This is a genomic window from Lentimicrobium saccharophilum (assembly GCF_001192835.1).
Taxonomy (GTDB): Bacteria; Bacteroidota; Bacteroidia; order Bacteroidales; family Lentimicrobiaceae; genus Lentimicrobium; species Lentimicrobium saccharophilum.
On the sequence record NZ_DF968182.1, the window covers coordinates 1 to 24,109 of the forward strand.

A 24,109-nucleotide genomic window follows, 5' to 3' on the forward strand; every position below is an offset into this window, starting at 1 on the left:
ATCTGCGAAGGCAGCAGCTATAGCATTGATGCAACAGTAACCGATGCAGCCACCATCACCTGGACATCAAGCGGAACAGGTTCATTCAGCAATGCCACCATTGAAGATCCGACCTACACACCAAGTGCAGCCGATATCCTGAACGGAACAGTAACACTCACACTCACCGTGACCAGTGCTACTGGATGTGTTGATGCCACTGACTTTATGGTATTGACGATCAACCCGCAGGCCATTGTCAGCGCCGGCGATGATGCCACCATCTGTGAAGGTTCCACCTACACCCTGAGCACCGCCACCGCTACCGATTACACCAGCCTGCTCTGGACTTCAAGCGGCACGGGCACATTTGACGATGCTACCATCCTTGCTGCCACCTACACCCCGAGTGCTGCGGATATTGCTGCCGGAAGCGTCACCCTGACGCTGACTGCCCAGTCTGCTGCCCCATGTGTATCTGCAACCGATGCCATGGTACTGACGATCAGCCTGCAGGCCACGGCCGATGCAGGAACCGATGCAACCATCTGCGAAGGATCATCTTACACACTGACAACTGCCTCCGCCACCAATGCTACACTGGTCAACTGGAGCAGCAATGGTACCGGTTCATTCGACAATGTGAACCTGGTTAATGCTACCTATACCCCAAGTGCAGCCGATATCCTGAACGGATCAGTGATCCTGACCATGACGGTCACTTCAGCATCACCGTGTGTTGGCGATACAGACCAGATGACCCTGACGATCAACCCGCAGGCCTTAGTAAGCGCCGGAACCGATGCGACCATTTGTGAAGGATCAACTTATACCCTAAGCACCGCCACCGCTACCGATTACACCAGCCTGCTCTGGACCAGCAGCGGCACAGGTACCTTTGACGATGCTAGCATCCTTGCTGCGACCTACACCCCAAGTGCTGCGGATATTGCCGCCGGAAGCGTCATCCTGACGCTGACTGCCCAGTCTGCCGCCCCGTGTGTATCTGCAACGGATGATATAGTACTGACGATCAGCCTGCAGGCCACGGCCGATGCAGGAATCGATGCAACCATCTGTGAATCAGATGGCAGCTACTTTATTTCAGATGCAACGACAACAAATGCAGCATCAATCCTTTGGATCACAAGTGGTACCGGTTCATTCAGCAATCCAACAGCTCAGAACCCGATTTATACACCAAGTCAAAATGATATTGATGACGGATTTGTATACCTGACCATGACTGCCAATAGTGTTGCCCCTTGTGCAAATGCTATTGACCAGATGACCCTGTTTATCAGCAGAAATGTAGTAGTTAATGCTGGAAGTAATGCAAATATTTGTGAAGGGAATTCTTACATTCTGGAGAACGCAACTGCTCAATATGCTTCAAGCATAATGTGGACCACGAGCGGAACAGGATATTACACAGATCCCACAATCCTGAATGCTGAATACAATCCTTCAGCGGATGATATTGCTTCAGGCACAGTAATTCTCACTTTAACAGGAACTCCATCAGCTCCTTGTTTGCCAGGCTCTGACTTTATGGTACTTACCATTGACCGTCAGGCTGTTGCAAATGCAGGTCCCGATGCCACCATCTGTGGTGCAACGCCTTACCATTTATCAGGAGCAACTGCAATTAACCATACCTCGGTGATTTGGTCAACTTCTGGTACCGGAAGCTTCAATAGTCCTTTCAGCACTAATCCGGTGTACACACCAAGTCAAAACGATATTGATGATGGTTCTGTAGTACTTACAATGACTGCAATATCAACGGGTGTTTGTGCAACAGATACGGATGATATGACCCTGACAATTCTGGCACCGGTAACTGTAAATGCAGGAGAGGATGCATTGATTTGCGAAGGTTCTGTTTATCAGGTTACTACAGCCTCAGCAGTTAATACTACCGGAATCCTCTGGACAACAGATGGTACTGGTACATTTGATGATGCTACCATTATAAATCCTGTTTATACTCCAAGTATGGATGACATTGCGTCTGGAATAGTTACTCTAACCCTCACCGGAATTGCAAATGCCCCTTGTACTGATGTAACGGATCAAATGGTTATCAACATCAGCAGGCAGACTATTGTTACAGCCGGTGACGATGCAACTATCTGCGAAGGCTCGTCTTATGAACTTAACGGAGCCACCGCAATTTATCAACAATCTGTCCTGTGGACAAGTAGTGGGTCTGGTTTCTTCAGCAACGCCGGAGCAGTAAATCCGAGTTATACACCAAGTATTTCTGATATCATTAATGGTTCAGTTATCTTAACCATAACAGGAACATCAAATTCACCATGTGCTATAGATCAGGATCAGATGCTGCTTACCATCAGCCGACAGGCTTACGTAAACGCAGGACCTGATGCTGCAACATGCGGGACTGAGCCTTATGCCATTGCCGGGGCAACGGCAGGAAACTTTATCAGTTTGCTGTGGACCACTTCAGGTACCGGTTCTTTTAATGATGCTACTCTGCTTAACCCGGTTTACACACCAGGAGCCGGTGATCTTGCATTAGGCACAGTAACTCTTACTTTAACTGCACAGTCTGATTCACCATGCGTAACATCAACCGATAGTATGGTGCTTAATGTAATTCTCGCCGCAACTGCTTCTGCCGGAGATGATGCAACAATTTGTGAGGGTAATCCTTACACATTAAATACTGCTGTTGTATCAAATGCTACAACTGTTCTCTGGACTACCAGTGGTACAGGTTTCTTTGCAGATCCCACTGTGGTGAATGCTACCTATACACCAAGTGCATCGGATATTCTGAACGGCATAGTGGTTCTTACTGTTAATGCCTATTCTGCAGCGCCTTGTACAGGAGATTCTGATTCCATGACGCTCTTTATCAATGACCAGGCAACTGTTAGCGCAGGGCCTGATGCCTCAAGTTGCGGAGCAACTCCATATCTGCTGTCAGGTGCTACGGCTTCAGATTATACGAGTCTGAGCTGGACTACCAGTGGAACCGGTACATTCAGTGATGCAACAGCACTCAATCCTGTTTACACACCGAGTGCAGCCGATGTAGCTTCGGGCTCAGTAGTTCTTACACTTACAGCTACTTCAACAGCACCTTGCGCAACAGTAAGCGATGCTATGACACTGACTCTGCCGCAGCAGGCTTCTGCCAATGCCGGCGAAGATGCAACGATTTGCGAAGGTTCAACCTACACCCTGAGCACAGCAGTGGCCAGCAATGCCACCGGTGTACTCTGGACAACCAGCGGAACTGGAAGTTATAATAATGCTACCCTTCAGAATCCGACCTACACGCCAAGTGCCAGCGATATCCTGAACGGTTCGGTAACTCTTACCATGACAGTAACATCTGCAGCCCCATGCGGCAACTCCAGCGACCAGATGGTACTTTCCATCAGTCAGCAGGCAGTTGTAAACGCAGGACCAGATGCTTCTATCTGTGAAGGAGAAACTCATACCTTAAGCGGGGCAACTGCAACTAATGTAATTGGTGTTCTCTGGACAACCAGCGGTACCGGTACTTTCAGCGACCCGACTGCTATTAATCCGGTTTACACACCAAGTCTTACCGATCTTAATAATGGATCTGTTGTACTTACAATTACCGGAACTTCAGCGGCACCTTGCGGCAATGTTTCTGACTTTATGGTTCTGACGCTGAGCCGCCAGGCCATCGCCAACGCCGGCCCTGATGCAACCATTTGTGCAGGAGGCAGCTATACCCTGTCAGGAGCATCGGCATTGTTCGAAACATCAGTATTCTGGACTACATCAGGTACTGGAACTTTCAGCAGCCAGTATATGGAAAATCCGACCTATTATCCAAGTCAGAACGATATTGATGATGGTCAGGTTATTCTTTCGATGACTGCTTACTCTGATGGTACATGTCCGTCCTCTACTGATCAGATGATTCTTACAATCAGCAATACGGTTACAGTTAATGCAGGATCAGATGTTACCATTTGCGAAGGTTCAGTCCACTTGTTGCTTGATGCATCAGCTACCAATACAACCTCGTTGTTATGGACAACATCAGGAACTGGAACCTTTGATGATCCCACAATACTGAATGCTGTTTATACTCCAAGTCTGACAGATATAGTAAACGGAATAGTTGTTCTTACTCTCACAGGTCAGGCTCCGGAACCATGTCAGCCGGTATCTGATGAAATGGTACTTACCATCTACAGGCAAACTAATGTAAATGCCGGTGATGATGCAGCCATCTGCGAAGGATCAGTCCACACGCTTAGCGGTGCTTCCGCAGCATTCGCTCAATCGGTACTGTGGACTACCAACGGTTCAGGAACATTCAGCAATGCAGGGTTGGTAAATACTGTTTATACTCCAAGTGCTGCTGATATACTGAATGGATCCGTTGTACTTACAATTACAGGCTATGCTCAGGCTCCTTGCCAGAATTCGCAGGATGCCATGGTTCTTACCATCACGAAACAAGCAATTGTTGATGCCGGAGAGAATGCAAGAATTTGTGAAAACGAAACTCTTACATTGTCAGATGCAACTGCAGGCAATGCTGTTTCACTCCTGTGGACAAGCAATGGAGACGGCAGTTTCGACGATGCAACACTCCTGAATGCCATTTACACACCTGGCACCAACGACATCATCACCGGATCAGTAATGCTTACGCTTACGGCTCAGTCAGCTGGTAATTGTGTGCCGGTATCTGATCAGATGATTCTTTGGATCAGTCGTCAGGCAATTGTTACAGCAGGTGATGATGCAAACATCTGCGAAGGAGGTTCATTCACACTCACAGGGGGTTCTGCTCAGTACCATTCTTCAGTATACTGGACAACTTCCGGAACCGGAATATTCAATAATCCGAATATTCAGAATCCGGTTTACACTCCAAGTGTGAGCGATATTGCCAATGGACAGGTGGTTCTTACCATCACTGCTGAATCTGCACAAGGTTGTGCCCCGGCTGTTGATCAGATGGTACTTACCTTCAGCAGGTTGCCTTATGCAACTGCAGGCCCGGATATGGCAATATGTCAGAATGAACAGTTCACAATCCTGATGGCCACAGCTACTAATTACTCAGAAGTGTTGTGGACAACTACAGGTAGCGGAACATTGCTCAATGCAAACACACTCAATCCTACATACATACCTGGTATTAATGAAACGGGATTGGTTGAGTTTACCCTGACAGCAATTGGCGAAGGAGGGTGCAGTAGTTTGAATTCAACTGACAAGATGCTGCTTACCATTTACGAAAGTGTAGTTGTTGATGCAGGTGAAGATCAGACCATTGCTTTCAATACAAACACCATGCTTGAAGTGGTGGCAACGGGTGGTTCGGGAGCATACGCCTTTAACTGGCAGCCTTCATCACTGCTCTATTATGCCAACACCAGCAATCCTGTTACACGTAACCTTACCGACCACACCCGGTTCTATATTTTGGTTACCGATCTTGTAACCGGATGTCAGTCAACAGACTCGGTAATGGTATTCCTTGAGGGCATCAATTATCCACCTGTTGCAATTGATGATTACGACACTACTGCATTTGAAAAACCAATCACGATCAACATTCTGGCAAATGATTCTGATCCTGAAAACGGAGCTTTAAGTGTCGGTATCTGTGCAAATCCGGTTAACGGTCTGGTAGTTGTAAATTCAAACGGCACCATTACCTATACACCTTATGCAGGATACAGCGGTGCCGATTCAATATGCTACCGTATCTGCGATAAGGGTGAGCCGATGCAGTGTGCCGAAGCTATGGTTTACATTCAGGTAATGCCCGAACCTCAGATTGAAGATCTGGTTATTTACAACGGAGTTTCGCCCAATGGCGACGGAATGAACGATACCTGGAAGATTAAGGGTATAGAAGGGTTCCCCGACAATGAGGTGAAGATATTCAACCGCTGGGGTACCAAAATCTGGGAAAGCAGAAATTACGACAACGACGGAGTTGCCTGGGATGCCACCAACAAACGTGGCGACAGGGTACCCGATGGCACTTACTATTACATTCTCGAAATCAAGGATGTGAAAACATTCACAGGATGGATTTATGTAAGGAGCGAAGACTGATTCTGAAAAATGAAAAAACAAAGTACTATGAAAAAGTTAACCGGTCTAATTTTCCTGTTCTTCAGTATCACGGCATTCGCCCAACAGGATCCGCTTTTCAGCCAGTATATGTTTAACAAGCTGGCACTGAACCCGGCTTATGCAGGTAGTCATGAAATGCTCACCATTGATATGCTTAACCGCTATCAATGGGTGGGCATTGATGGTGCGCCGCGCACATTTACAGTAGGAGCACATATGCCCACCCGAAACTTTAAAGTCGGACTGGGTATATACGCTTATCAGGATGTGCTGGGGCCAACCAAAAACCAGGGGTTGATGGCCACTTATGCTTATCGCCTGCTCATGGGTAAAAGTATTTTGTCTTTCGGGCTGCAGGCCGGATTCAAATATTTTGATTTTGACTGGCGGCAGATCAATGTTGAAGACCCTGATTTTACTTTTACTCCTGAGGAATTTCAGCGGTTTACCCCTGATGCCAATTTCGGAATTTATTATCAGAATAACCGGTTTTTTGCCGGAGTATCTTCAAAACAATTGTTTCAGAATGAATACGGTATGGTGCAGGTGGATGGAAAAACCACCTACACCAAACTGCTTCGCCACTTTTATGGCCTGGCAGGCGGGGCTATACCAATAGACGAAAAAATTGTTTTCAGGCCCTCTGTATTGGCTAAATTTGTAAAAAATGCCCCTCTGCAGGTTGATGTTAATGCCAGTGTGCTTTTTGATAATATCTTCTGGATCGGAATGTCATACAGAACTGAAAAGGCACTGGTTTTCATGACAGAGTTCAGAATTTCGGAAAAGTTCAGGGTAGGATATTCCTATGATTATTATCTGAATGAGATTCTTCCACATAACAAAGGTTCGCATGAATTCAGACTCGGCTTCGACCTCGACATTTACAAAGAGAGAATGCTTACGCCACGTTTCTTTTTTTGATTCTGTAACAATATTTCAGAGTGAACCAGACCGGATATCAGCGCTTAATTAAAGGTAAGATGAAGAAAATAACAATTCTGCTTTCGGTAATTCTGCTGGCAACAGCCTCAGAAAGCTTTGCCCAGATAAAAAAGGCCAACCGTAACTTTAACCTTTATAAATACTCCAAGGCAATTCCTTTGTATCAAAAGGCAACAAGGAGTAAAAAAGATGAAGTGAGGAAAGAGGCAACCCTCAGGCTGGCCGATTGTTACCGGTTTGTCAATAATGCCGAAGAGGCCAGATCCTGGTATCTGAGAGCTACCGAATTCAGCAACATCGACCCGGTCAATTACTTCTATCTTGGACAAGCATACCGGACCTTACAGGAGTACGCACTTGCGCAGGAGGCTTTTCTTAAATATGCTTCCCTTCAACCCGATGATCCCCGTGGTGAGGCATATGCCAGGTTTTGCGGATTGATGGAAGAATGGCAGCAATTCCCGCCAACTTCCGAGATCAGAAATGTTAAAAACCTTAACTCCAGGTACTCAGATTTTGGACCTGCCTTCTTCGAAAACGGATTGGTTTATACCTCGGATAGAAACCCTAGCTTACTCGAAAATAAAAGATACGGCTGGACCAACTTCAATTATTTGAATCTTTACCAGGCAGAACCTAAATTCTTCAAAGATTATTGGCGCGACATGAACGAGCCGGTTTCCATGTCGTCAAAGTTTAATCAAACGTTTCACGATGGACCAGCTTTCTTTACACCCGACAACAAATCAATCTACCTTACCCGAACCAAAGTAGAAAAAGTAAGAAAGGAAGGTAATAGTGTACTCACGTACATGCTCAAGATTTATTATTCATCTCTTGAAGACAAGATTGATTATAAAGCTTTTCCGCACAACAGCGATGGTTACTCAACCGGACATCCAACCGCGAGCAAAGACGGTAAAACAATGATTTTTGCCTCTGATATGCCCGGAGGGAAAGGCGGATCAGACTTATACTTGTCTGAACTAACAGGCGGATCATGGTCAACCCCGGTAAGTCTGGGTAAACAAATCAACACTTTTGGCAATGAAGTTTTTCCGACTCTGGTAAATGACACGTTACTTTATTTTGCTTCTGACGGCTTGCCCGGATATGGTGGCCTTGACCTCTATGTTTGCCGGTTTGCTGATGGTCAGTGGTCGGAACCCGAAAACCTTCACACCCCAATAAATTCATCTTACGACGACTTTTCCATTGCAGTTGCACCTGATATGAAATCGGGGTTCTTCAGTTCGAACCGCCCCGGGGGAGAAGGAAACGATGATATTTACGCTTTCAGGAATACACGGCCTCCTGTTAAAACAACTCCTGTTAAACCAGTTGTAAAGCCGGTTATGCTGGCCATGAAAGGAATGGTAAAAGACAAAACAACAGGAAAGCCATCTGAAAAAGCCAAAGTTTTTGTACTCAACACCAAAACCAACAAAGTCAAAGTTCTTGAAACCGATCCCGAAGGGCAGTTTACCATGCCTGCCGAAAAGAATATACTTTATATAGCCAAGGCTGTTAAGCCCGGATATATTGACGATTGCCTGAATTTCAGGATTGAAAACAGCGATACAGCCGGCCTTTATGAGGTACCCAGAGCTCTTATGCTCGACAAGCTTGAGGTGAATAAATCATTCAGGGTTGAAAATATTTATTATGATCTCGACAAATGGTTCATTCGCGAAGATGCCAGACCTGCACTGGATAACCTGGTTGAAATCATGAAAAAATACCCGATTACTGCTGAACTTTCATCGCATACCGACAGCCGGGCCAGCCAGGCCTATAATGATGAGCTATCACAAAAACGTGCTGAAGCTGCAGTCCGTTACATTGTGCTTCAGGGTGTGGATCCTTCAAGGATTATTGCCAAAGGATACGGAGAAAACAGACTGGTAAACGGATGCTCTGACGGGGTAAGCTGCACCGAGGAAGAACATCAGGCAAACCGCCGCACAGAATTTAAAATCTTAAGTATTCAGCCTCAGATTTCAGACGATGGCTTTAACCCCGATACATTTACATCCGGCGATGAGGTTGATGTTTATCTTTTCGATCCTGAATTCTTCCGTAAGTGTTTTAGCACCCAGCCTTCGCTTCGGACAAGTGTTTCGAATACAGTAAAAGAGGTAGAAACTGCCGTTCAGGTGGCTTCTTTAACAGCACTTACACAAGAAGATATTGAGGCTTGTTATGGTATACAACTGGCTGAAGTAGGCAATATCTTGCCGGTAAATGACCCCTGGTTTAAAGGGATAAGTGACATTAAAATTTACAAATCGGGCAGACTGAATAAATATGTTGCCGGATGTTATCCTGATCGTGCAACTGCTTTAAAAACAATGAGCGAAATAGTATCAATGGGATTTAAGGATGCTTATATTGTCAGGATCGAAAAAGGTAAAGTAATCATAGATTAGTATTTAATAAAAGTGAAAGTTATAAACACAAACAGGTTTTCCATTTATGCACTGTATTGATATAGGCATGATCTGCAGATTCAATGGAAGGTAGAACTTTTTTCTGAATTGTCGCATTGAAATAGACAATTCAGTACAGGTTGGATTCCGGAGATGGCAGTTTTTTGTAAATTTATCTGTTCCCGGATGCTATAAAGATTACGGCTGAATCTCAGCGTTCTCAGCACTTTCTTCCACCGCTGCCGTTTCGGATTTTTCAGCGGTATGGAAGAATTTGTTCTGAAAAATGATCAAAAGCAACACGCCTATGGTAATGGAAGAATCGGCAATATTAAACACAGGTCTGAAGAAGACAAACTCGTTGCCACCCAGCAAGGGCACCCACGAAGGATAATATCCCTGAATAATGGGGAAATAAAGCATATCCACCACCTTACCATGCAGGAATGTGGCATATCCGCCTTCGGTGGGCAGGAAGCGCGCCACCTCAAAATAGTTGCTGCTGCTGAAGAGCATGCCGTAGAAAGCACTGTCGATCATATTGCCCATGGCGCCGGCCAATACCAGCGATAGACTGACCAGCAATCCGGTGTGGACCTCCTTGCGGGTGATTTTCCAGAGGTAATAAAAGATGCCTATAATGGCGATGATCCGGAAGATGCTCAGGGCCAGTTTGCCGTATTCGCCGGCAAATTCAAGCCCGAACGCCATGCCTGGGTTTTCGGTAAAATGGATAATAAACCAATCTCCCAGGACTTTATACTCCTGGCCAAGGCTCATGTTGGTTTTTATCCAGAATTTTACAGACTGGTCAATAAGCAGGATGATTCCTACGATGGTCAGCGGTTTTTTCAAGGCTTAACGGATTTTCATGCTGACAGGTTGGTGGCTTCCGGCGTTTACCGGCAAACCCAATCCCGGGCAGGTTATTTTGCTGAAGTAAATGCCGGAAAACATGAAATGCGCAGCTTACTTGGGCTGGTTCAGTTTGGCTTCGATGCTCAGGGTGGCATGCGGAACAATGCGCAGGCGTTCTTTGGAAATCAGCTTCCCGGTGACCCTGCAGATGCCGTAGGTTTTGTTTTCGATACGGATCAGCGCGTTTTCCAGCGCTTTGATAAACTTATCCTGACGGGCAGCCAGCTTGCTGTTTTCTTCCTTTGAATTCACCTGGTAACCTTCTTCCAGCACCTTGAAGGTAGGGGAGGTATCGCTGATGTCGTGCTCATTGCTGTTGGCAAAGGCTTCAGTCAGCATTTTGAGGTCTTTACGGGCTTTTTCCAGTTTAGCCAGGATGATCTGGCGGAATTCCTCCAGTTCTTCGTCTGAATACCGGTTTTTTACATTTTCATCCTGTGTTTCTTGTTTTTTCATGGCCTTGGTGGTTTTTGGTTCAAAGTCCTGTTGTCTGCCTCTCAGCTGATGCGTTCCACGCTGATTGCTGCCTGCAGGTCGTCGGCGAGTTCAACAACAATGCGTTTCTCTTTATCTATCGAAACAACATGTACAAGTGAGTCCGCCAGGGTCTCTGAACAAATATACGAATAATTATTACTCAGGGCTGTGGTAAGCCCGTTGTTTTTCTCGATTTCGAGCCTGATTTTATCGGTTACCTCGAAGTCTTTTTCCTTGCGGATATTCTGGATGCGGTTGACCAGTTCACGGGCCAATCCTTCGTCCCTGAGCTGATCAGTGATGGTAACGTCGAGGGCAACGGTTAAATTGCCTTCGGTGGCCACCACCCATCCGGGAATATCCTCGGTGATGACCTCAGCATCTCCGGCAATCAGGCTGACCTGTTCACCCTCAATGCTCAGGGTCAGGGCCTGATGCGTTTCATAGGCATTGATTTCATCCTGTCCGGCAGCGGAGAGCGCCGCGGCAATTTGTTTCATCAGTTTGCCGTAACGGGGTCCCAGCGCCTTGAAGTTGGGTTTGATTTTCTTTACCAGGATGCCGCTTCCGGAGATGTATTCTATATCCTTGATGTTAACTTCGGAAAGAATCAGGTTTTTCACGGCATCGATCTGTTCTTTCTGGTGTGCACCGCTCACGGGGATCATAATCCGGCTCAGCGGCTGACGGACCCTGATGCGGTGCTGCTTCCGGAGCGAGAGCACCATGCTCGAGATGCGCTGGGCCAGCTGCATGCGCTCTTCCAGTCCCTTGTCGATCTGGCTCTGATCGGCAGTGCTGAAGTCGGCCAGATGAACCGAGGTGGCCCGGTTGCGCCCGGTGATGCCGTTAAGGTCGGTAAACAGCCGCTCGCTGAAGAAAGGTGCAATGGGTGCCGATAGTATTGCCACGGTTTCAAGGCATTTATACAACGTCTGGTATGCCGAAATCTTGTCGGTTGAATACTCGCCCTTCCAGAAACGGCGGCGCGAAAGCCTTACATACCAGTTGCTGAGGTGCTCATCCACAAAATCGGCAATTGCACGCCCGGCCTTGGTCGGCTCGTAGTCGTCGTAATATCCGTCAACGGCGCTGATCAGGCTGTTCAGTTCCGACAGTATCCAGCGGTCAATTTCGGGGCGTTCATGCAGCTCAACTTCCGGCTCGGCATAGGTAAAGCCGTCGATGTTGGCGTAAAGCGCAAAGAAGCTGTAGGTGTTGTAAAGCGTTCCGAAGAATTTCCGCTGTACTTCGGCCACCCCTTCCAGGTCGAACTTAAGGTTGTCCCAAGGCTGGGCGTTGGTGATCATGTACCATCGGGTGGCATCGGGGCCGTATTTCTCGATGGTGTCGAAGGGATCAACAGCATTGCCCAGCCGTTTCGACATCTTGTTCCCGCTTTTGTCGAGCACAAGCCCGTTTGAAACCACCGTTTTGAACGATACCGAATCGAAGACCATGGTTGCAATGGCGTGGAGGGTAAAGAACCATCCGCGGGTCTGGTCAACGCCTTCCGCGATAAAATCGGCCGGGAAATAGCGGTCGAGGGTTTCCTTGTTTTCGAAAGGATAGTGAAACTGTGCAAAAGGCATGGCGCCGGAATCGAACCATACATCAATCAGGTCGGTTTCGCGGTGCATGGGTTTGCCTGACGGCGATACCAGCACGATGTCGTCGGCGTAAGGCCGGTGAAGGTCGAAGGTGTTGTAGTTTTCTTCCGAGTTGTCGCCGGGGATATAGGCCGCCAGCGGGTTTTCCTTCATAAATCCGGCAGCCACCGATTTCTCAATCTCCGCCTTGAGCTGAGCCACCGATGAGATGCAGCGTTCTTCCGATTTGTCTTCACTCACCCAGATGGGCAGAGGGGTTCCCCAGTAGCGCGAACGGCTGAGGTTCCAGTCAACCAGGTTTTCGAGCCAGTTGCCAAAGCGGCCGGTGCCGGTAGCCTCAGGCTTCCAGTTGATGGTTCTGTTCAGCGAAAGCATCTCGTCGCGGTAAGCGGTGGTGCGGATAAACCAGCTGTCGAGCGGGTAATAGAGGATGGGCTTGTCCGTCCTCCAGCAATGCGGATAGGAGTGCTCGTATTTCTCCGTTTTGAAGGCCCGGTTTTCTTTTTTCAGCTTGACGATGATGTCGATATCAACGTTGTCTTCCTTGCCGGGATCATAGTCTGGCGCATATTCAGCCTTGACGTAACGGCCCGCGAATTCGCCCATCTCTTCCGTAAAGCGGCCCTGACGGTCGACCAGCGTAAGCGATCCTATGCCGTTTTGTTTCCCCGCCTTAAAGTCATCGGCGCCAAAGCTGGGCGCAATGTGCACGATACCGGTACCGTCCTCGGTAGTAACGAAATCGCCGGTAACCACGCGGAAGGCATCGCCTTCGGCGGGCTGGGCATACGGAAGCAGTTGCTCATAGCGGATTCCCTCAAGTTCACTGCCTTTGTGGCTGCCGCAGACTTCAAACGGGATGGCTTTCTGACCGGCTTCATAATCTGCCAGTTTCAGCTCCGCATTCTTTTCGGGGAAATATTTCCCGAAAAGGTCTTTTGCAAGGATTACCGTGATGGGCAGGCTGGTATAGGGATTGAAGGTTTTCACCTTCAGGTACTCAATGTCTTTCCCGACGGCAAGGGCGGTATTGCTGGGCAATGTCCAGGGGGTGGTGGTCCATGCCAGGAAGAAGAGCTCTCCGTGAATATCGCTGAACAGCTTTTCAGATAGGGCGTTGCTGATTACTTTAAACTGTGCCACAACCGTATTGTCCTTCACGTTGCGGTAGCAGCCGGGCTGGTTCAACTCATGGGTGCTGAGGCCCGTGCCGGCTGCAGGGGAGAATGGCTGTATGGTATAGCCCTTGTAAAGCAGCCCTTTTTCATAAAGCTTTGAAAGCAGGTACCATACCGATTCAATATACTTGTTGTCGAAGGTGATGTACGGATGATCCAGGTCCACCCAATAGCCGATGCGGCGGGTAAGGTCGTCCCACATATCCTTGTACTTCATCACCTCCTTGCGGCAGGCTTTGTTGTATTCGTCCACCGAAATCTTTTTCCCGATATCTTCCTTGGTGATGCCCAGGGTTTTTTCAACGGCTATCTCGATGGGCAGCCCGTGGGTGTCCCAGCCGGCTTTGCGGTTCACCAGGAAACCCTTCATGGTTTTGTAACGGCAGAAAATATCCTTGATGGCGCGGGCCATCACATGGTGAATGCCGGGAGTTCCGTTGGCAGAGGGCGGTCCTTCGTAAAAAATGTAGGGACGGCTCTCTTTGCGGATTTCCAGACTTTGCTTAAACACATTTTCTTCTTCCCACCTGTTCAGCACTTCCTTGCTGATGGAGGTGAGGTTAAGTTGCTTGTATTCAGGATATTTCTTCATTAATTTAAAAGTAGTTACAGGCTATTCCCAAAAGAGGGGCAAAATTAGGAAAAATCCTGATATTAAAGCGGATGAATGGTTTTATTTTGAAAGACAATGGCAATCAACGGGTATTTCGTTATTTGATATGCAGTAGCTAAGATGTACTTTGTAATCCGAAGTGTAATTTATAGAATAGTTACACAGAGATTCACAGAGGGTTATGTTCTTCTCTGCCTTACTCCGTGATGCCCCGGGGAATTCCGTGTAAATGCTTATTGCGTTAATATCCAACAAGATACTATTTGGTGGATTGGTTTTTAACCCATGCTGATAGTTTCTTTCATTACAATTATTGGATTTTGTACGGCCAAACGAAAATCGGGATGGCGAAAAACCGGCACCTCATTTAGCGAATAATCCCAATCAACCGGACAAGGCTGAGATTGTCATTACCAGCAAGTACATGGCAAAACAATAGTAATGATCCTGAATTCTGAAGATCAGCCCGGAAATTTCCTGATTTATTTTCAGGAGGTTGCATTCTTCAGCACAGATCAGCATGTGCTGTTTCACAGGATATATCCTGAAGAGAAGCACCCCGGCTTTTTTAAGGATGTCAGAGCTACGGCAGATTGATAATTTCGATGCCCGTATTGACAGCGTTTTCGTTCGATTTACTCAGGGATATGATCTTATTTCCGTCCCTGATAATAAAAACCGGGAACCCGCGGGTCAGTATTTCATTTTCTCGTATCAATGAAGGATAGTACCCGATCTGGATTGATTTACGGTTACTGGTGGCGGCATAAATCACGGATCCGTCATCATTGAAAGCAAAATCCGAAAACTTCAGCGTTCCGTGCTGAAGTTGTCCTTTATATTCCATCGAACTGTTTGCATAATAAACAGCACCCGAGTTTGATGTGATGGAATATTCCCCGCTTGGCGAAATCCTGAAAATATTCGCATTCAGGGGGTAATCTCCATGGTAGGGATCGTCCTGATGCATTTCAAACATGCCATTGTCTGTCAGTTTAAAATATTCCATATCCGTCGGGCTGACGCTGGTGGATATCGATATTATTTCATTTTTACCCGGGATCATTCTCAACCTGTCCCCGTCAAAATCGCCATTCCCGTCAATATTGATTCCGGTGCTTCTCATGTAGGTTCTGACGGGTTGTTCCCACCAGGGAGAGGGAAAAACAGAGGCAATTACATGGCCCAGTCCGTTGATCACAACGCTTTTTGTAGAAAGTCCGGTACTGATGGATGTGGTCTGTCTCAAATCATCGGCACTGTAGACATAAATCCAGCCATCATTGCTGGGGGCATAAATTTCCACACCGAAACCGTTATCTCCGATATCACAATATCCGATGTTGCCCTGAAGGGTGGTCTCCGTAACCACCTGCATATTGATATAATCGAACTTTATAAGTTTCTGCCCGCCCTGGTTGACAAGGTATATGTATGGTTGTGTCGGGTGCTTCAGCATATCGGAAGCCTGAAAGTTGAAAATGTATCCACTGGGTGAATCCACCACCTCAATATTGCTGTTTCTTGAGTTTTCATCCGAATTGGTTACCCTGATGTAGTAGCTTACCTGAAATTCAAGGGGAGGGGTCAGGTCAGTGTAGGTTGTCTGGTTTTTGTCCGTCAGGGTACTGATAAGTTCGAAATTTTCGCCCGAATAATTGGTTTGTGACCGGTATACTTCATATTTCAGAAAATCTGATTGCTGATATTCTGTCCATGTAAGTATAACCGTTCCTTCATTTTTTACGGGTTGCAGCAGCGTGACAGCTCCCGGAGCCAGGGTGCTTACGTTTAAGGTGGCGGTTGAAGTATAATCTTCCGAATCCGTTGCGGTCAGGGTAATCTTATGCAGTCCCCTCGAAAGCGAAGCTGTTGAGAATGAGACATTCCCACTCTCATCCGGAGAATCGGAATTAAGAATGCCATCCAGATCACTTTCCCATTTTACATCTATTTCTGCATGGGGTGTTTTATCATCCTCAATCACGGCACTAAAGGTGATTGCTTCGCCATGTGTAAATTCTGCGGGCACACCTGGCAGGATAATATCTATGGTCGGGGCCAGACCGACATATATTCCCGCGATTATATTGATTCGTACTTCAGAAAGTTCATCGGCTTTAACTTTCACTACAGATTTTCCGGAACCGACATTCTCCAGGTTTGCATAAATCTCGTAACTTCCTGCATCGAGTCCGGTAAGGAGCACCGAGCCAAATTCATCGGTTACTCCCTGTTTCGATGCAGGATTTGTATATATTTCTGCCCCTGCTGATAACTGATAGCCGTTAATGGTTACGATAACATTCAGGTCTCCTTTTTCGACAGGGTCCTGATCATCTTTTTTGCATGAGATCATTGAAAACGCCAATACCAGAAAGGATAAAAGGATTCTTTTCATAAATAGATATGTATTAAGTAATTATAAATAGTTTATCCGTTGACGATACTTTAAAATTTTATCGATTACAGCTTCCGGCAAATATATAAAGTTTTCAGGTGAATATTATGCATGTAAAATATATTTAATTTTTAAATCATTTTTATAGTTTATTCATTCAAATTATTCATTCAGCGTATTTACCGAATTCCGTTGCCGGTTACTGAAAGTTTCACATGTTTTAAAGAATTATGAGTTTATTTTCATTTCGGATATCGGAATTGTGATAAAATGTTTTGAGTAGAATTCATTTTTAAATGAGTTGTCCTAATGCGCCTGAGACAATGTTCATGATTCGCAAACTGTTTCTGTTAACTGAATCATAATTTCACAATCCGAAATCCTTAAATTTGCGGATCAAACTTTCAGCAAACCTGTAAACTAATGGATATGGACGAGCACAAACCAGAAATCAAAGGCTTACCTGAAAATGCCTACAGCGAATTGAAGCCGGGCGAAGAGTACAAACCGGTGATGTCTCCTCAGAAGGTCTACCCTGAAGTAAACCTGCGTTCGGTATTGCTTGGCCTGCTGATGGCCGTGATCTTTTCAGCCGCAGCCGCTTACCTGGGGCTGAAAATCGGGCAGGTGTTCGAAGCTGCCATCCCCATTGCCATTATTGCGGTGGGTTTATCCGCCGCATCCAAAAGAAAGAATGCGCTGGGCGAGAATGTGATTATCCAGTCGATAGGCGCCAGCTCGGGCGTGATTGTTGCCGGCGCCATCTTTACGCTGCCGGCGCTTTATATCCTTAACCTGGAAGCCCACTTTTACCAGGTATTTCTCTCTTCGCTGCTTGGCGGATTTCTGGGAATTCTGTTCCTGATCCCTTTCCGTAAATATTTTGTGTCGGATATGCATGGCAAGTATCCCTTTCCGGAAGCCACCGCCACCACCGAGGTACTTGTTTCGGGCGAAAAGGGGGGAAGCCAGGCCCGGCTGCTGCTTGTTGCGGGGCTGATCGGCGGAATCTACGATTTTATCATTGCCACTTTCGGATGGTGGAGCGAAGTGTTTACCACCCGCGTGATTCCGGCCGGCGAGATGATCGCCGATAAGTTCAAGATTGTATTTAAAATGAATGTGGGTGCCGCCGTTATGGGCCTTGGCTACATCATAGGACTGAAGTATGCCGCCATCATCACCGCCGGGTCTTTTGTGGGATGGTATGTGATTATCCCGGTGATTTCGCATTTTGCCGAGGGTCAAACCCTGGCCGTAGGCGCCAATGTTACCGCACTGATCAGCCAGATGTCGCCCGAAGAGATATTCCGCAATTACGTCAGGCATATTGGCATCGGCGGGATTGCCATGGCCGGCATCATCGGCATTATCCGCTCAAGCGGAATCATTAAAAGTGCTTTCGGGCTCGCGGTGAAGGAACTGTCGGGTAAGCAGGCGGTAAGCGCCAACAATAAACGCACCCAGCGCGACCTGCCGATGAAAATCATTCTTGGCGGTATTCTGCTCACCACCGTGGTAATATTTGTCTTCTTTATGTTCGGAGTGGTCAATAACCTTTCACAGGCGCTGATCGCCCTTGCCATCGTGATGGTGATTGCCTTTCTGTTTACCACCGTTGCCGCCAACGCCATTGCCATTGTGGGAACCAACCCGGTTTCGGGCATGACGCTGATGACGCTGATCATCACCTCGCTGGTGCTTGTCTGGGCCGGCTTGTCGGGAACCGCCGGTATGGTGGCCGCGCTGATCATCGGAGGAGTGGTATGTACGGCGCTTTCCATGGCCGGGGGCTTTATCACCGACCTTAAAATCGGTTACTGGCTGGGCTCATCGCCCTACAAACAACAGACCTGGAAGTTTATGGGAACCCTGGTGTCGGCTGCGACCGTTGGTGGTGTAATCATGATTCTGAATGAGACTTACGGCTTTACCGGTGAAAATGCGCTGGTTGCCCCCCAGGCCAATGCCATGGCCGCCGTCATCGAGCCGATGATGTCGGGTAAGGCTGCACCCTGGATGCTCTATGCAGCCGGCGCTTTCCTTTCGCTGATCCTTACCATGATCGGCGTACCGGCCCTGGCTTTTGCGCTTGGAATGTTTATCCCGCTCGAACTCAATACGCCCCTGCTGGTGGGCGGCATCATCGCCTGGGTTGTGACTACCCGTTCGAAGGACGCAAAACTCAATCAGGCGCGCAAGGAACGCGGTACCCTCATCGCTTCCGGATTTATCGCCGGCGGTGCACTGATGGGCGTGGTAAGCGCCATGCTCAAATTCGGAGGCATCAATTATGTGAACGCTGAATGGTTTGAATCAAACGCCGCGGAAGCCCTTGCCCTGCTTATGTTTGTCGTGATCTGCGGTTATGTGGTCTGGGAGTCGCTCCGGGCTAAACCGGAGACAGAAGCATAATCCGGATGTTCAATGGCGGGGGAAGGCCGGACTAAATACATTTTATTCTGCACTTCCTGGTCAGTTTGTTTGTTTTCAATGAAATTAAAAAAACTACTATGAAAGAGATCATAAAAGAACGGTTCCTGCGGTATGTAGGTGTCGATACCCAAAGTGATGACAACTCCTCAACTTGTCCGAGTACGGCCAAACAACTGGTTTTACTCAGAATGCTGCATGATGAGCTGAAAGGATTCGGGCTTGCCGATGTTACCATGGATGAAAACGGCTATGTGATGGCCACCCTGCCTGCCAATAACGGCAAAACAGGCCCTGCCATCGGCTTTGTCGCCCATGTGGATACCAGTCCCGATATGCCCGGTGATAACATCAAACCCGGCATTATTGATGACTGGGACGGGAAGGATATCGTGCTCAACAGCGGGCTGGGCATTGTGCTTTCTCCCGCTGATTTTCCCGAGATGAAGCAGTATGCCGGGCAAACCCTGATTGTGACCGACGGGACCACCCTGCTTGGCGCGGATGATAAGGCTGGCATCACGGAAATCATGACCGCGGTGGAGTACCTGGTGAATCATCCCGAAATAAAGCACGGACCTGTTAAGATAGGCTTTACGCCCGATGAGGAGATCGGACGCGGCGTGGATCACTTTGATGTAAAGAAGTTTGCAGCCCAGTGGGCCTATACGCTTGACGGAGGCGAAATCGGGGAACTGGAGTTTGAGAACTTCAACGCCGCTTATGCTAAAATTTCTATCCAGGGTCGTAATATCCATCCGGGATATGCCAAAGGCAAAATGCAGAATGCCCTGCTGATGGCAACGGAGTTCAATGCATTGCTTCCCGTTTTCGACCGGCCTGAGTTTACGCAGGATTACGAGGGCTTTTTCCACCTGATGAAAATGGAAGGATCGGTGGAAAAATCCATGATCCAGTACATTATCCGCGATCATGACAGGGCCTTGTTTGAGCAGCGCAAGGTAACCATGAAACAATGCGCTGACTTTATGAACCAGCGTTACGGGGAAGGGTGTTTCACCCTTGAAATGAAGGATCAGTACTACAATATGCGCGAAAAGGTGGAACCTGAGTATCATATTGTGGAGACCGCCCGTCTGGCGATGGAGGCAGTGGGGGTAAAACCCAAAATCAAGCCCATCCGCGGGGGCACCGACGGATCCCGCCTCAGCTATATGGGCCTGCTTTGTCCCAATATCTTTGCGGGTGGGCATAACTTCCACGGCAAGTTTGAATTTGTCCCGCTCGAATCAATGGAAAAAGCAACCGAGGTGATTCTGAAGATTGTGGAGCTTAATGCCTGAATGGAGGGACGGTTTGATTTCGGATTTTTGATTTCGGAATTCGGAATTCGGATTTTGGGCATTTGTGTGATGACTGGTATGGGCTTTTCAAATTAGATGAGATGAGGGACGCCCCTTCGACTTCGCTCAGGGACCGGGGCGAGGGACGAGGGGTTGTACCGGATTCATTAGTTTTCGAAGCAACTGACAAGGAGACGGGGAGACAAGGGGAGTAGACATTACCTACGGTGAGCTCATTTCTGTGAGTTGGTCCGCGTCTTATTTTCTGACGCGGACTTCCACAGTTCTACTTGAACAGGAAAATCCACCGGATATATGGGGGTCCGCAATCCAAAATCCGAAATCTCTCGTTATCCGGCTATCGCCGTCTCACGAGACAAGCGCAATCTGCAATCCGCAATGAAGAAGAAGCATTTCACCATCCCCATCTTCGTACCTGAGCTGGCCTGCCCCAACCGCTGCGTGTTCTGCAATCAGCACAGTATTTCGGGTTGTGAGTAACAGCCGGAGTTAGTTCGCTTCTTAACATCTGTGGACAGGCTTTCAGTAATGTTTAAAGTTTATCATTAGATTAATGTGATTAATTCTCATTAACCCCATCAATTAAGTTTTCGATTTTTCTAATATTTAATAAGGGTATTTTAAAACTGAATTCTTTTCCATCCTTTTCAAGAATTGCCAATCTTTTCCTTCGATTGACCCTTACCAACCAGGTTACATTAATAATGATCGAACGACTAATGCGACAGAAAAGATGTTTGGGTAGCATTTCATCTAATTTTCCAATATTAATAGTAATTAATTCAGATTTTTTCTCTCCCAGAAATACTTCTGAATAATTCCAATCAGCCTGAATGTAAATGATATCTTCCGGAGAAAGCATATAAAAACCGGAATGAGTATTGAACTTTAGTTTATTAGCATGCATTATCGTTTTTTCAAGTAATGCATGAAAGGCAGAAATTGGTTCCGGTCGTTTTGCCTTGTCAAGAAATCGGATAAGTGCATTTTGCAGGTCGAAAGGACTCACAGGCTTCAATAAATAGTCGAGCGCAGAAAAACGGATAGCATCTATAGCAAACCGGTCATAAGCTGTTACAAATATGACTTCTGTCTGCAGGCCCTCTTTCAGAAGGTCTCGTAAAACTTCAAAACCATCTTTTTCAGGCATTTGAATATCAAGGAAAATTAAATCTGGTTTTAATAGCCTGACTTTATCTGTAGCATGATCCGGGTTATCGATAGAACCAACAACCTTAATGAAATTATAATCCTTCAACAACACTTTAAGATTGTCTATAGCGTCTTTATCATCATCTATTATCAGCGCTTTTTTCACAGAGCTATTCATATCGGATTTAGTTTAATTGGATTTCAAGTTTAACGCAAGTTCCGGCGGCCTGACCTGATTCTAAAAATAAATCCTCAACATTTCCATCAATTTTACGTTTGGTGAGTTTTGTGAATAAATCAAAATACTGCCGGGTTAAACGGTTGCCCATATGTGTAGATAGAGAGTATAAGTTACTGGATGCATTGCGGCCAACACCGTTATCTTGGACCTCAATGACAAGATGATTATTATTTGTTGTCACTGTTATAAGTATTTCACCAAACGTCTTCAATGGGGCAATGCCATGTTTGACCGCATTCTCAACAGCTGTCTGAATGCACATTTTTGGGATTTCAACCTCATTATTAACACTTTCAGAAATAGCGATTGAATAATTGAATTTATTCTTAAACCTCAGTTGTTCCATTCTCAGATAATTTTCTGTAAATGCCAGTTCGTCTTTTAACGGGCAGGTAAACTGATCTGCGGTCAGGAGTAAATGGCGGTATAGGCTGGAGAATTGCAACAGATGTTCGGCAGCACTTTCAGATTCGTTATTTCTGATTGAATGAATAATGGAATTAATTGCATTAAGTGTAAAGTGCGGGTCTAGCTGATTTTTTATAATCTTCATCTGAAGTTCAGAAATTCTCTTCTCCATAATTCTTTTGCTTTCAATTTGGTAACGCTGAATTCGGAGTAATAGCCATGTAAAAGCAAGAAATCCAAAGTAAATCCCAAAAGTGATTAACCATCTTGAGTAGAAAATCGGATTTATCCCATATGTAAGCAGAGAGGTGTTCAGATGATCCCAGATAACAAGTTCCGGTAGTTCTTCCCCGTTATTTTTAAGTGAGAAACGCAGACTGCCAGAATTCAGAGAAAGATCAATTAATGCCGGCTGTTTGAGATTGTTGCGCAATATTATAAGTTTTCCCGACTCAGAATCATACGAGATAATTTCATTCAATCCATCATTATCGAGGTCGAAAGATTCAACTTGTCCTATATTGACCTCCATTTCTTTTTCAGTTATATTAAATTCTTGATCAATAATTAATAACTCCTTTTTGTTCTTCTTTATAAAAGCAATGTAAGGTTTCCCTTTAGCTGAAAAGAAGAAAATGTTATTAAATCCATTAAATGGTATATCAGGAAGATATTTCTCCCTGGTTATTTTTCCGTTCTTTTCTAATATGCATATTTTGGAATCATTACTTGGAGGTGTGGACCTTATATAAAATCCTGCCTGGCTAAATGAGAGATTATTTTCAAAAATAAATGGGTAAATATGAGAATAGGCCCCTTTAAATTCTTTAGGTTCGAAGAGGAAATTAAGTTTTCTGTCAAGCACCATAAGCCAGGCACTCCGGTCATGGTATCTGAAAGAAGTATCAGCAATATTATCAGAGGCATGCCCTTGAATCAGAATTTCATTTTTCCCGTCACCGGTTATGTCTTTCTGAATAATTCTGGTCATACTCATACCGAGAAAAGGGGATGATAAAACCACCCTGTTATTAATGTCATAAGCAAAGATATTTCTTGGAGTTAAGGAAAAGCCTGAATTTACAGCAAAAATTAATTCATTATAGCCATCGTTGTTAAGGTCATCCATTGCGGCTTTAAGAATAGCTGCTTCATACCGTCCTTTTCGAAAGCCAACTCTTGATATAAAGACATTTTTGAAACCGGGCTTGTTATTGTCTATATCGTATATGCAATGAAGCATAATGCTATCATGGTTCAGGGAGAAGATGTAAAGTTCCTTTTTACTATTCTTGTTATAATCGCCGATAATCAGGTAGTCGTTTGTTTTCGTCAATGGTTTTCCTTCAAAATTCCATTGATTCATTTTACCGGTTATTGCTTCATAAACTACTATAGAAAAAATGTCCGCTGTATCATCTTTAATGGAAATTCTGTCACTGTAGCCATCTCCTGAAATATCGGCATAAACTTCGAGATCGAGAGTATTTCTGATTATTTTGGCAACACTGATTTTATATTTAGGAACAGTTGGGAAAACCAGAATCAGAATTAAAATTGTGATAATTAGGGAAATTACATAAGGGTTAAAGAGTATAACCCATCGCTTACGCCAATCATGAATCAAAATTTTCGTGAAGGCCATCTATGGAATGTTTTATACTAAATTAAGAAGATTATTAGACACATGATAAAAAATTGAAGCCTATTTTTGACACATTGGCGTATAAAATATTTCATTAAAGAAAATAGTGAGGAAGTAGTAAAAGACGAAGTTTCAGTTTTATAAACAAAAACTATACGTTGCTCAAATGATATGCTAAGTTACATCAATGAATCACTTATCTTGTAAATCATATCATGAGGCGTTATAATATTGTAAG

Annotated in this window: 12 protein-coding genes; 6 read left to right on the forward strand and 6 right to left on the reverse strand. The window is 45.8% G+C overall.

Features of this window, described 5'->3' with window-relative positions:
• The 3 genes from TBC1_RS00005 to TBC1_RS00015 form a co-directional block, all read left to right on the forward strand.
• Nucleotides 1-6,075 (forward strand): T9SS type B sorting domain-containing protein (locus TBC1_RS00005; RefSeq protein ID WP_137305311.1); only part of this gene is annotated, 6,075 nt, incomplete at its 5' end.
• A 27-nt stretch (nucleotides 6,076-6,102) separates the two neighbouring features.
• Complete coding sequence (locus tag TBC1_RS00010; RefSeq protein ID WP_062036698.1) at nucleotides 6,103-7,020, forward strand: PorP/SprF family type IX secretion system membrane protein; 918 nt, start codon at nucleotides 6,103-6,105, stop codon at nucleotides 7,018-7,020.
• Between the two features lie 59 nt (nucleotides 7,021-7,079).
• Nucleotides 7,080-9,470, forward strand: coding sequence for an OmpA family protein (locus TBC1_RS00015; RefSeq protein WP_062036701.1), 2,391 nt, complete (start codon nucleotides 7,080-7,082; stop codon nucleotides 9,468-9,470).
• Between the two features lie 198 nt (nucleotides 9,471-9,668).
• Here TBC1_RS00015 and TBC1_RS00020 read toward each other — a convergent pair whose 3' ends face one another.
• From TBC1_RS00020 to ileS, 3 genes are all read right to left on the reverse strand, one after another.
• Nucleotides 9,669-10,325, reverse strand: coding sequence for a lipoprotein signal peptidase (locus TBC1_RS00020; protein WP_062036704.1), 657 nt, complete (start codon nucleotides 10,323-10,325; stop codon nucleotides 9,669-9,671).
• A 114-nt stretch (nucleotides 10,326-10,439) separates the two neighbouring features.
• Nucleotides 10,440-10,844 carry a TraR/DksA family transcriptional regulator gene (locus tag TBC1_RS00025; protein WP_062036707.1) on the reverse strand — a complete coding sequence of 135 codons (405 nt, stop codon included), beginning with the start codon at nucleotides 10,842-10,844 and terminating at the stop codon, nucleotides 10,440-10,442.
• Between the two features lie 41 nt (nucleotides 10,845-10,885).
• The gene (ileS, locus tag TBC1_RS00030) at nucleotides 10,886-14,245 is read right to left on the reverse strand and encodes an isoleucine--tRNA ligase (protein WP_062036710.1); all 3,360 of its coding nucleotides are present in this window, start codon (nucleotides 14,243-14,245) and stop codon (nucleotides 10,886-10,888) included.
• 462 nt (nucleotides 14,246-14,707) lie between these two features.
• On the opposite strand from ileS, the gene TBC1_RS17895 reads away from it, so the two are divergent.
• The gene (locus TBC1_RS17895) at nucleotides 14,708-14,863 is read left to right on the forward strand and encodes a hypothetical protein (RefSeq protein ID WP_154669503.1); all 156 of its coding nucleotides are present in this window, start codon (nucleotides 14,708-14,710) and stop codon (nucleotides 14,861-14,863) included.
• On the opposite strand, the gene TBC1_RS00035 is transcribed toward TBC1_RS17895, so the two are convergent.
• Nucleotides 14,850-16,667, reverse strand: coding sequence for an Ig-like domain repeat protein (locus tag TBC1_RS00035; RefSeq protein WP_062036713.1), 1,818 nt, complete (start codon nucleotides 16,665-16,667; stop codon nucleotides 14,850-14,852). The two genes, TBC1_RS17895 and TBC1_RS00035, sit on opposite strands and share 14 nt — an antisense overlap.
• 429 nt (nucleotides 16,668-17,096) lie before the next feature.
• On the opposite strand from TBC1_RS00035, the gene TBC1_RS00040 reads away from it, so the two are divergent.
• Together TBC1_RS00040 and pepT are read left to right on the forward strand one after the other, a co-directional pair.
• Entirely contained in the window at nucleotides 17,097-19,082 is a 1,986-nt protein-coding gene (locus tag TBC1_RS00040; RefSeq protein ID WP_062042586.1) for an OPT family oligopeptide transporter, read from the forward strand.
• Between the two features lie 98 nt (nucleotides 19,083-19,180).
• Nucleotides 19,181-20,404, forward strand: coding sequence for a peptidase T (gene pepT, locus TBC1_RS00045; protein WP_062036715.1), 1,224 nt, complete (start codon nucleotides 19,181-19,183; stop codon nucleotides 20,402-20,404).
• Nucleotides 20,405-20,984: 580 nt separating this feature from the next.
• Here pepT and TBC1_RS00050 read toward each other — a convergent pair.
• Both TBC1_RS00050 and TBC1_RS00055 read right to left on the reverse strand, forming a co-directional pair.
• The gene (locus tag TBC1_RS00050) at nucleotides 20,985-21,755 is read right to left on the reverse strand and encodes a LytR/AlgR family response regulator transcription factor (RefSeq protein WP_062036718.1); all 771 of its coding nucleotides are present in this window, start codon (nucleotides 21,753-21,755) and stop codon (nucleotides 20,985-20,987) included.
• A 7-nt stretch (nucleotides 21,756-21,762) separates the two neighbouring features.
• Nucleotides 21,763-23,871 (reverse strand): histidine kinase, encoded by a 2,109-nt coding sequence (locus TBC1_RS00055; RefSeq protein WP_062036721.1) that lies wholly within the window; start codon nucleotides 23,869-23,871, stop codon nucleotides 21,763-21,765.
• Nucleotides 23,872-24,109 lie beyond the last annotated feature (238 nt).

What these genes read in the sequence shown, in the direction of transcription:
- TBC1_RS00035 (WP_062036713.1), bottom strand. Translation starts at nt 16,667, where the DNA reads ATGAAAAGAATCCTTTTATCCTTTCTGGTATTGGCGTTTTCAATGATC.
- ileS (WP_062036710.1), bottom strand. Translation starts at nt 14,245, where the DNA reads ATGAAGAAATATCCTGAATACAAGCAACTTAACCTCACCTCCATCAGC.
- TBC1_RS00015 (WP_062036701.1), top strand. Translation starts at nt 7,080, where the DNA reads ATGAAGAAAATAACAATTCTGCTTTCGGTAATTCTGCTGGCAACAGCC.
- TBC1_RS00025 (WP_062036707.1), bottom strand. Translation starts at nt 10,844, where the DNA reads ATGAAAAAACAAGAAACACAGGATGAAAATGTAAAAAACCGGTATTCA.
- TBC1_RS00010 (WP_062036698.1), top strand. Translation starts at nt 6,103, where the DNA reads ATGAAAAAGTTAACCGGTCTAATTTTCCTGTTCTTCAGTATCACGGCA.
- TBC1_RS00055 (WP_062036721.1), bottom strand. Translation starts at nt 23,871, where the DNA reads ATGGCCTTCACGAAAATTTTGATTCATGATTGGCGTAAGCGATGGGTT.
- pepT (WP_062036715.1), top strand. Translation starts at nt 19,181, where the DNA reads ATGAAAGAGATCATAAAAGAACGGTTCCTGCGGTATGTAGGTGTCGAT.
- TBC1_RS17895 (WP_154669503.1), top strand. Translation starts at nt 14,708, where the DNA reads ATGATCCTGAATTCTGAAGATCAGCCCGGAAATTTCCTGATTTATTTT.
- TBC1_RS00040 (WP_062042586.1), top strand. Translation starts at nt 17,097, where the DNA reads ATGGACGAGCACAAACCAGAAATCAAAGGCTTACCTGAAAATGCCTAC.
- TBC1_RS00050 (WP_062036718.1), bottom strand. Translation starts at nt 21,755, where the DNA reads ATGAATAGCTCTGTGAAAAAAGCGCTGATAATAGATGATGATAAAGAC.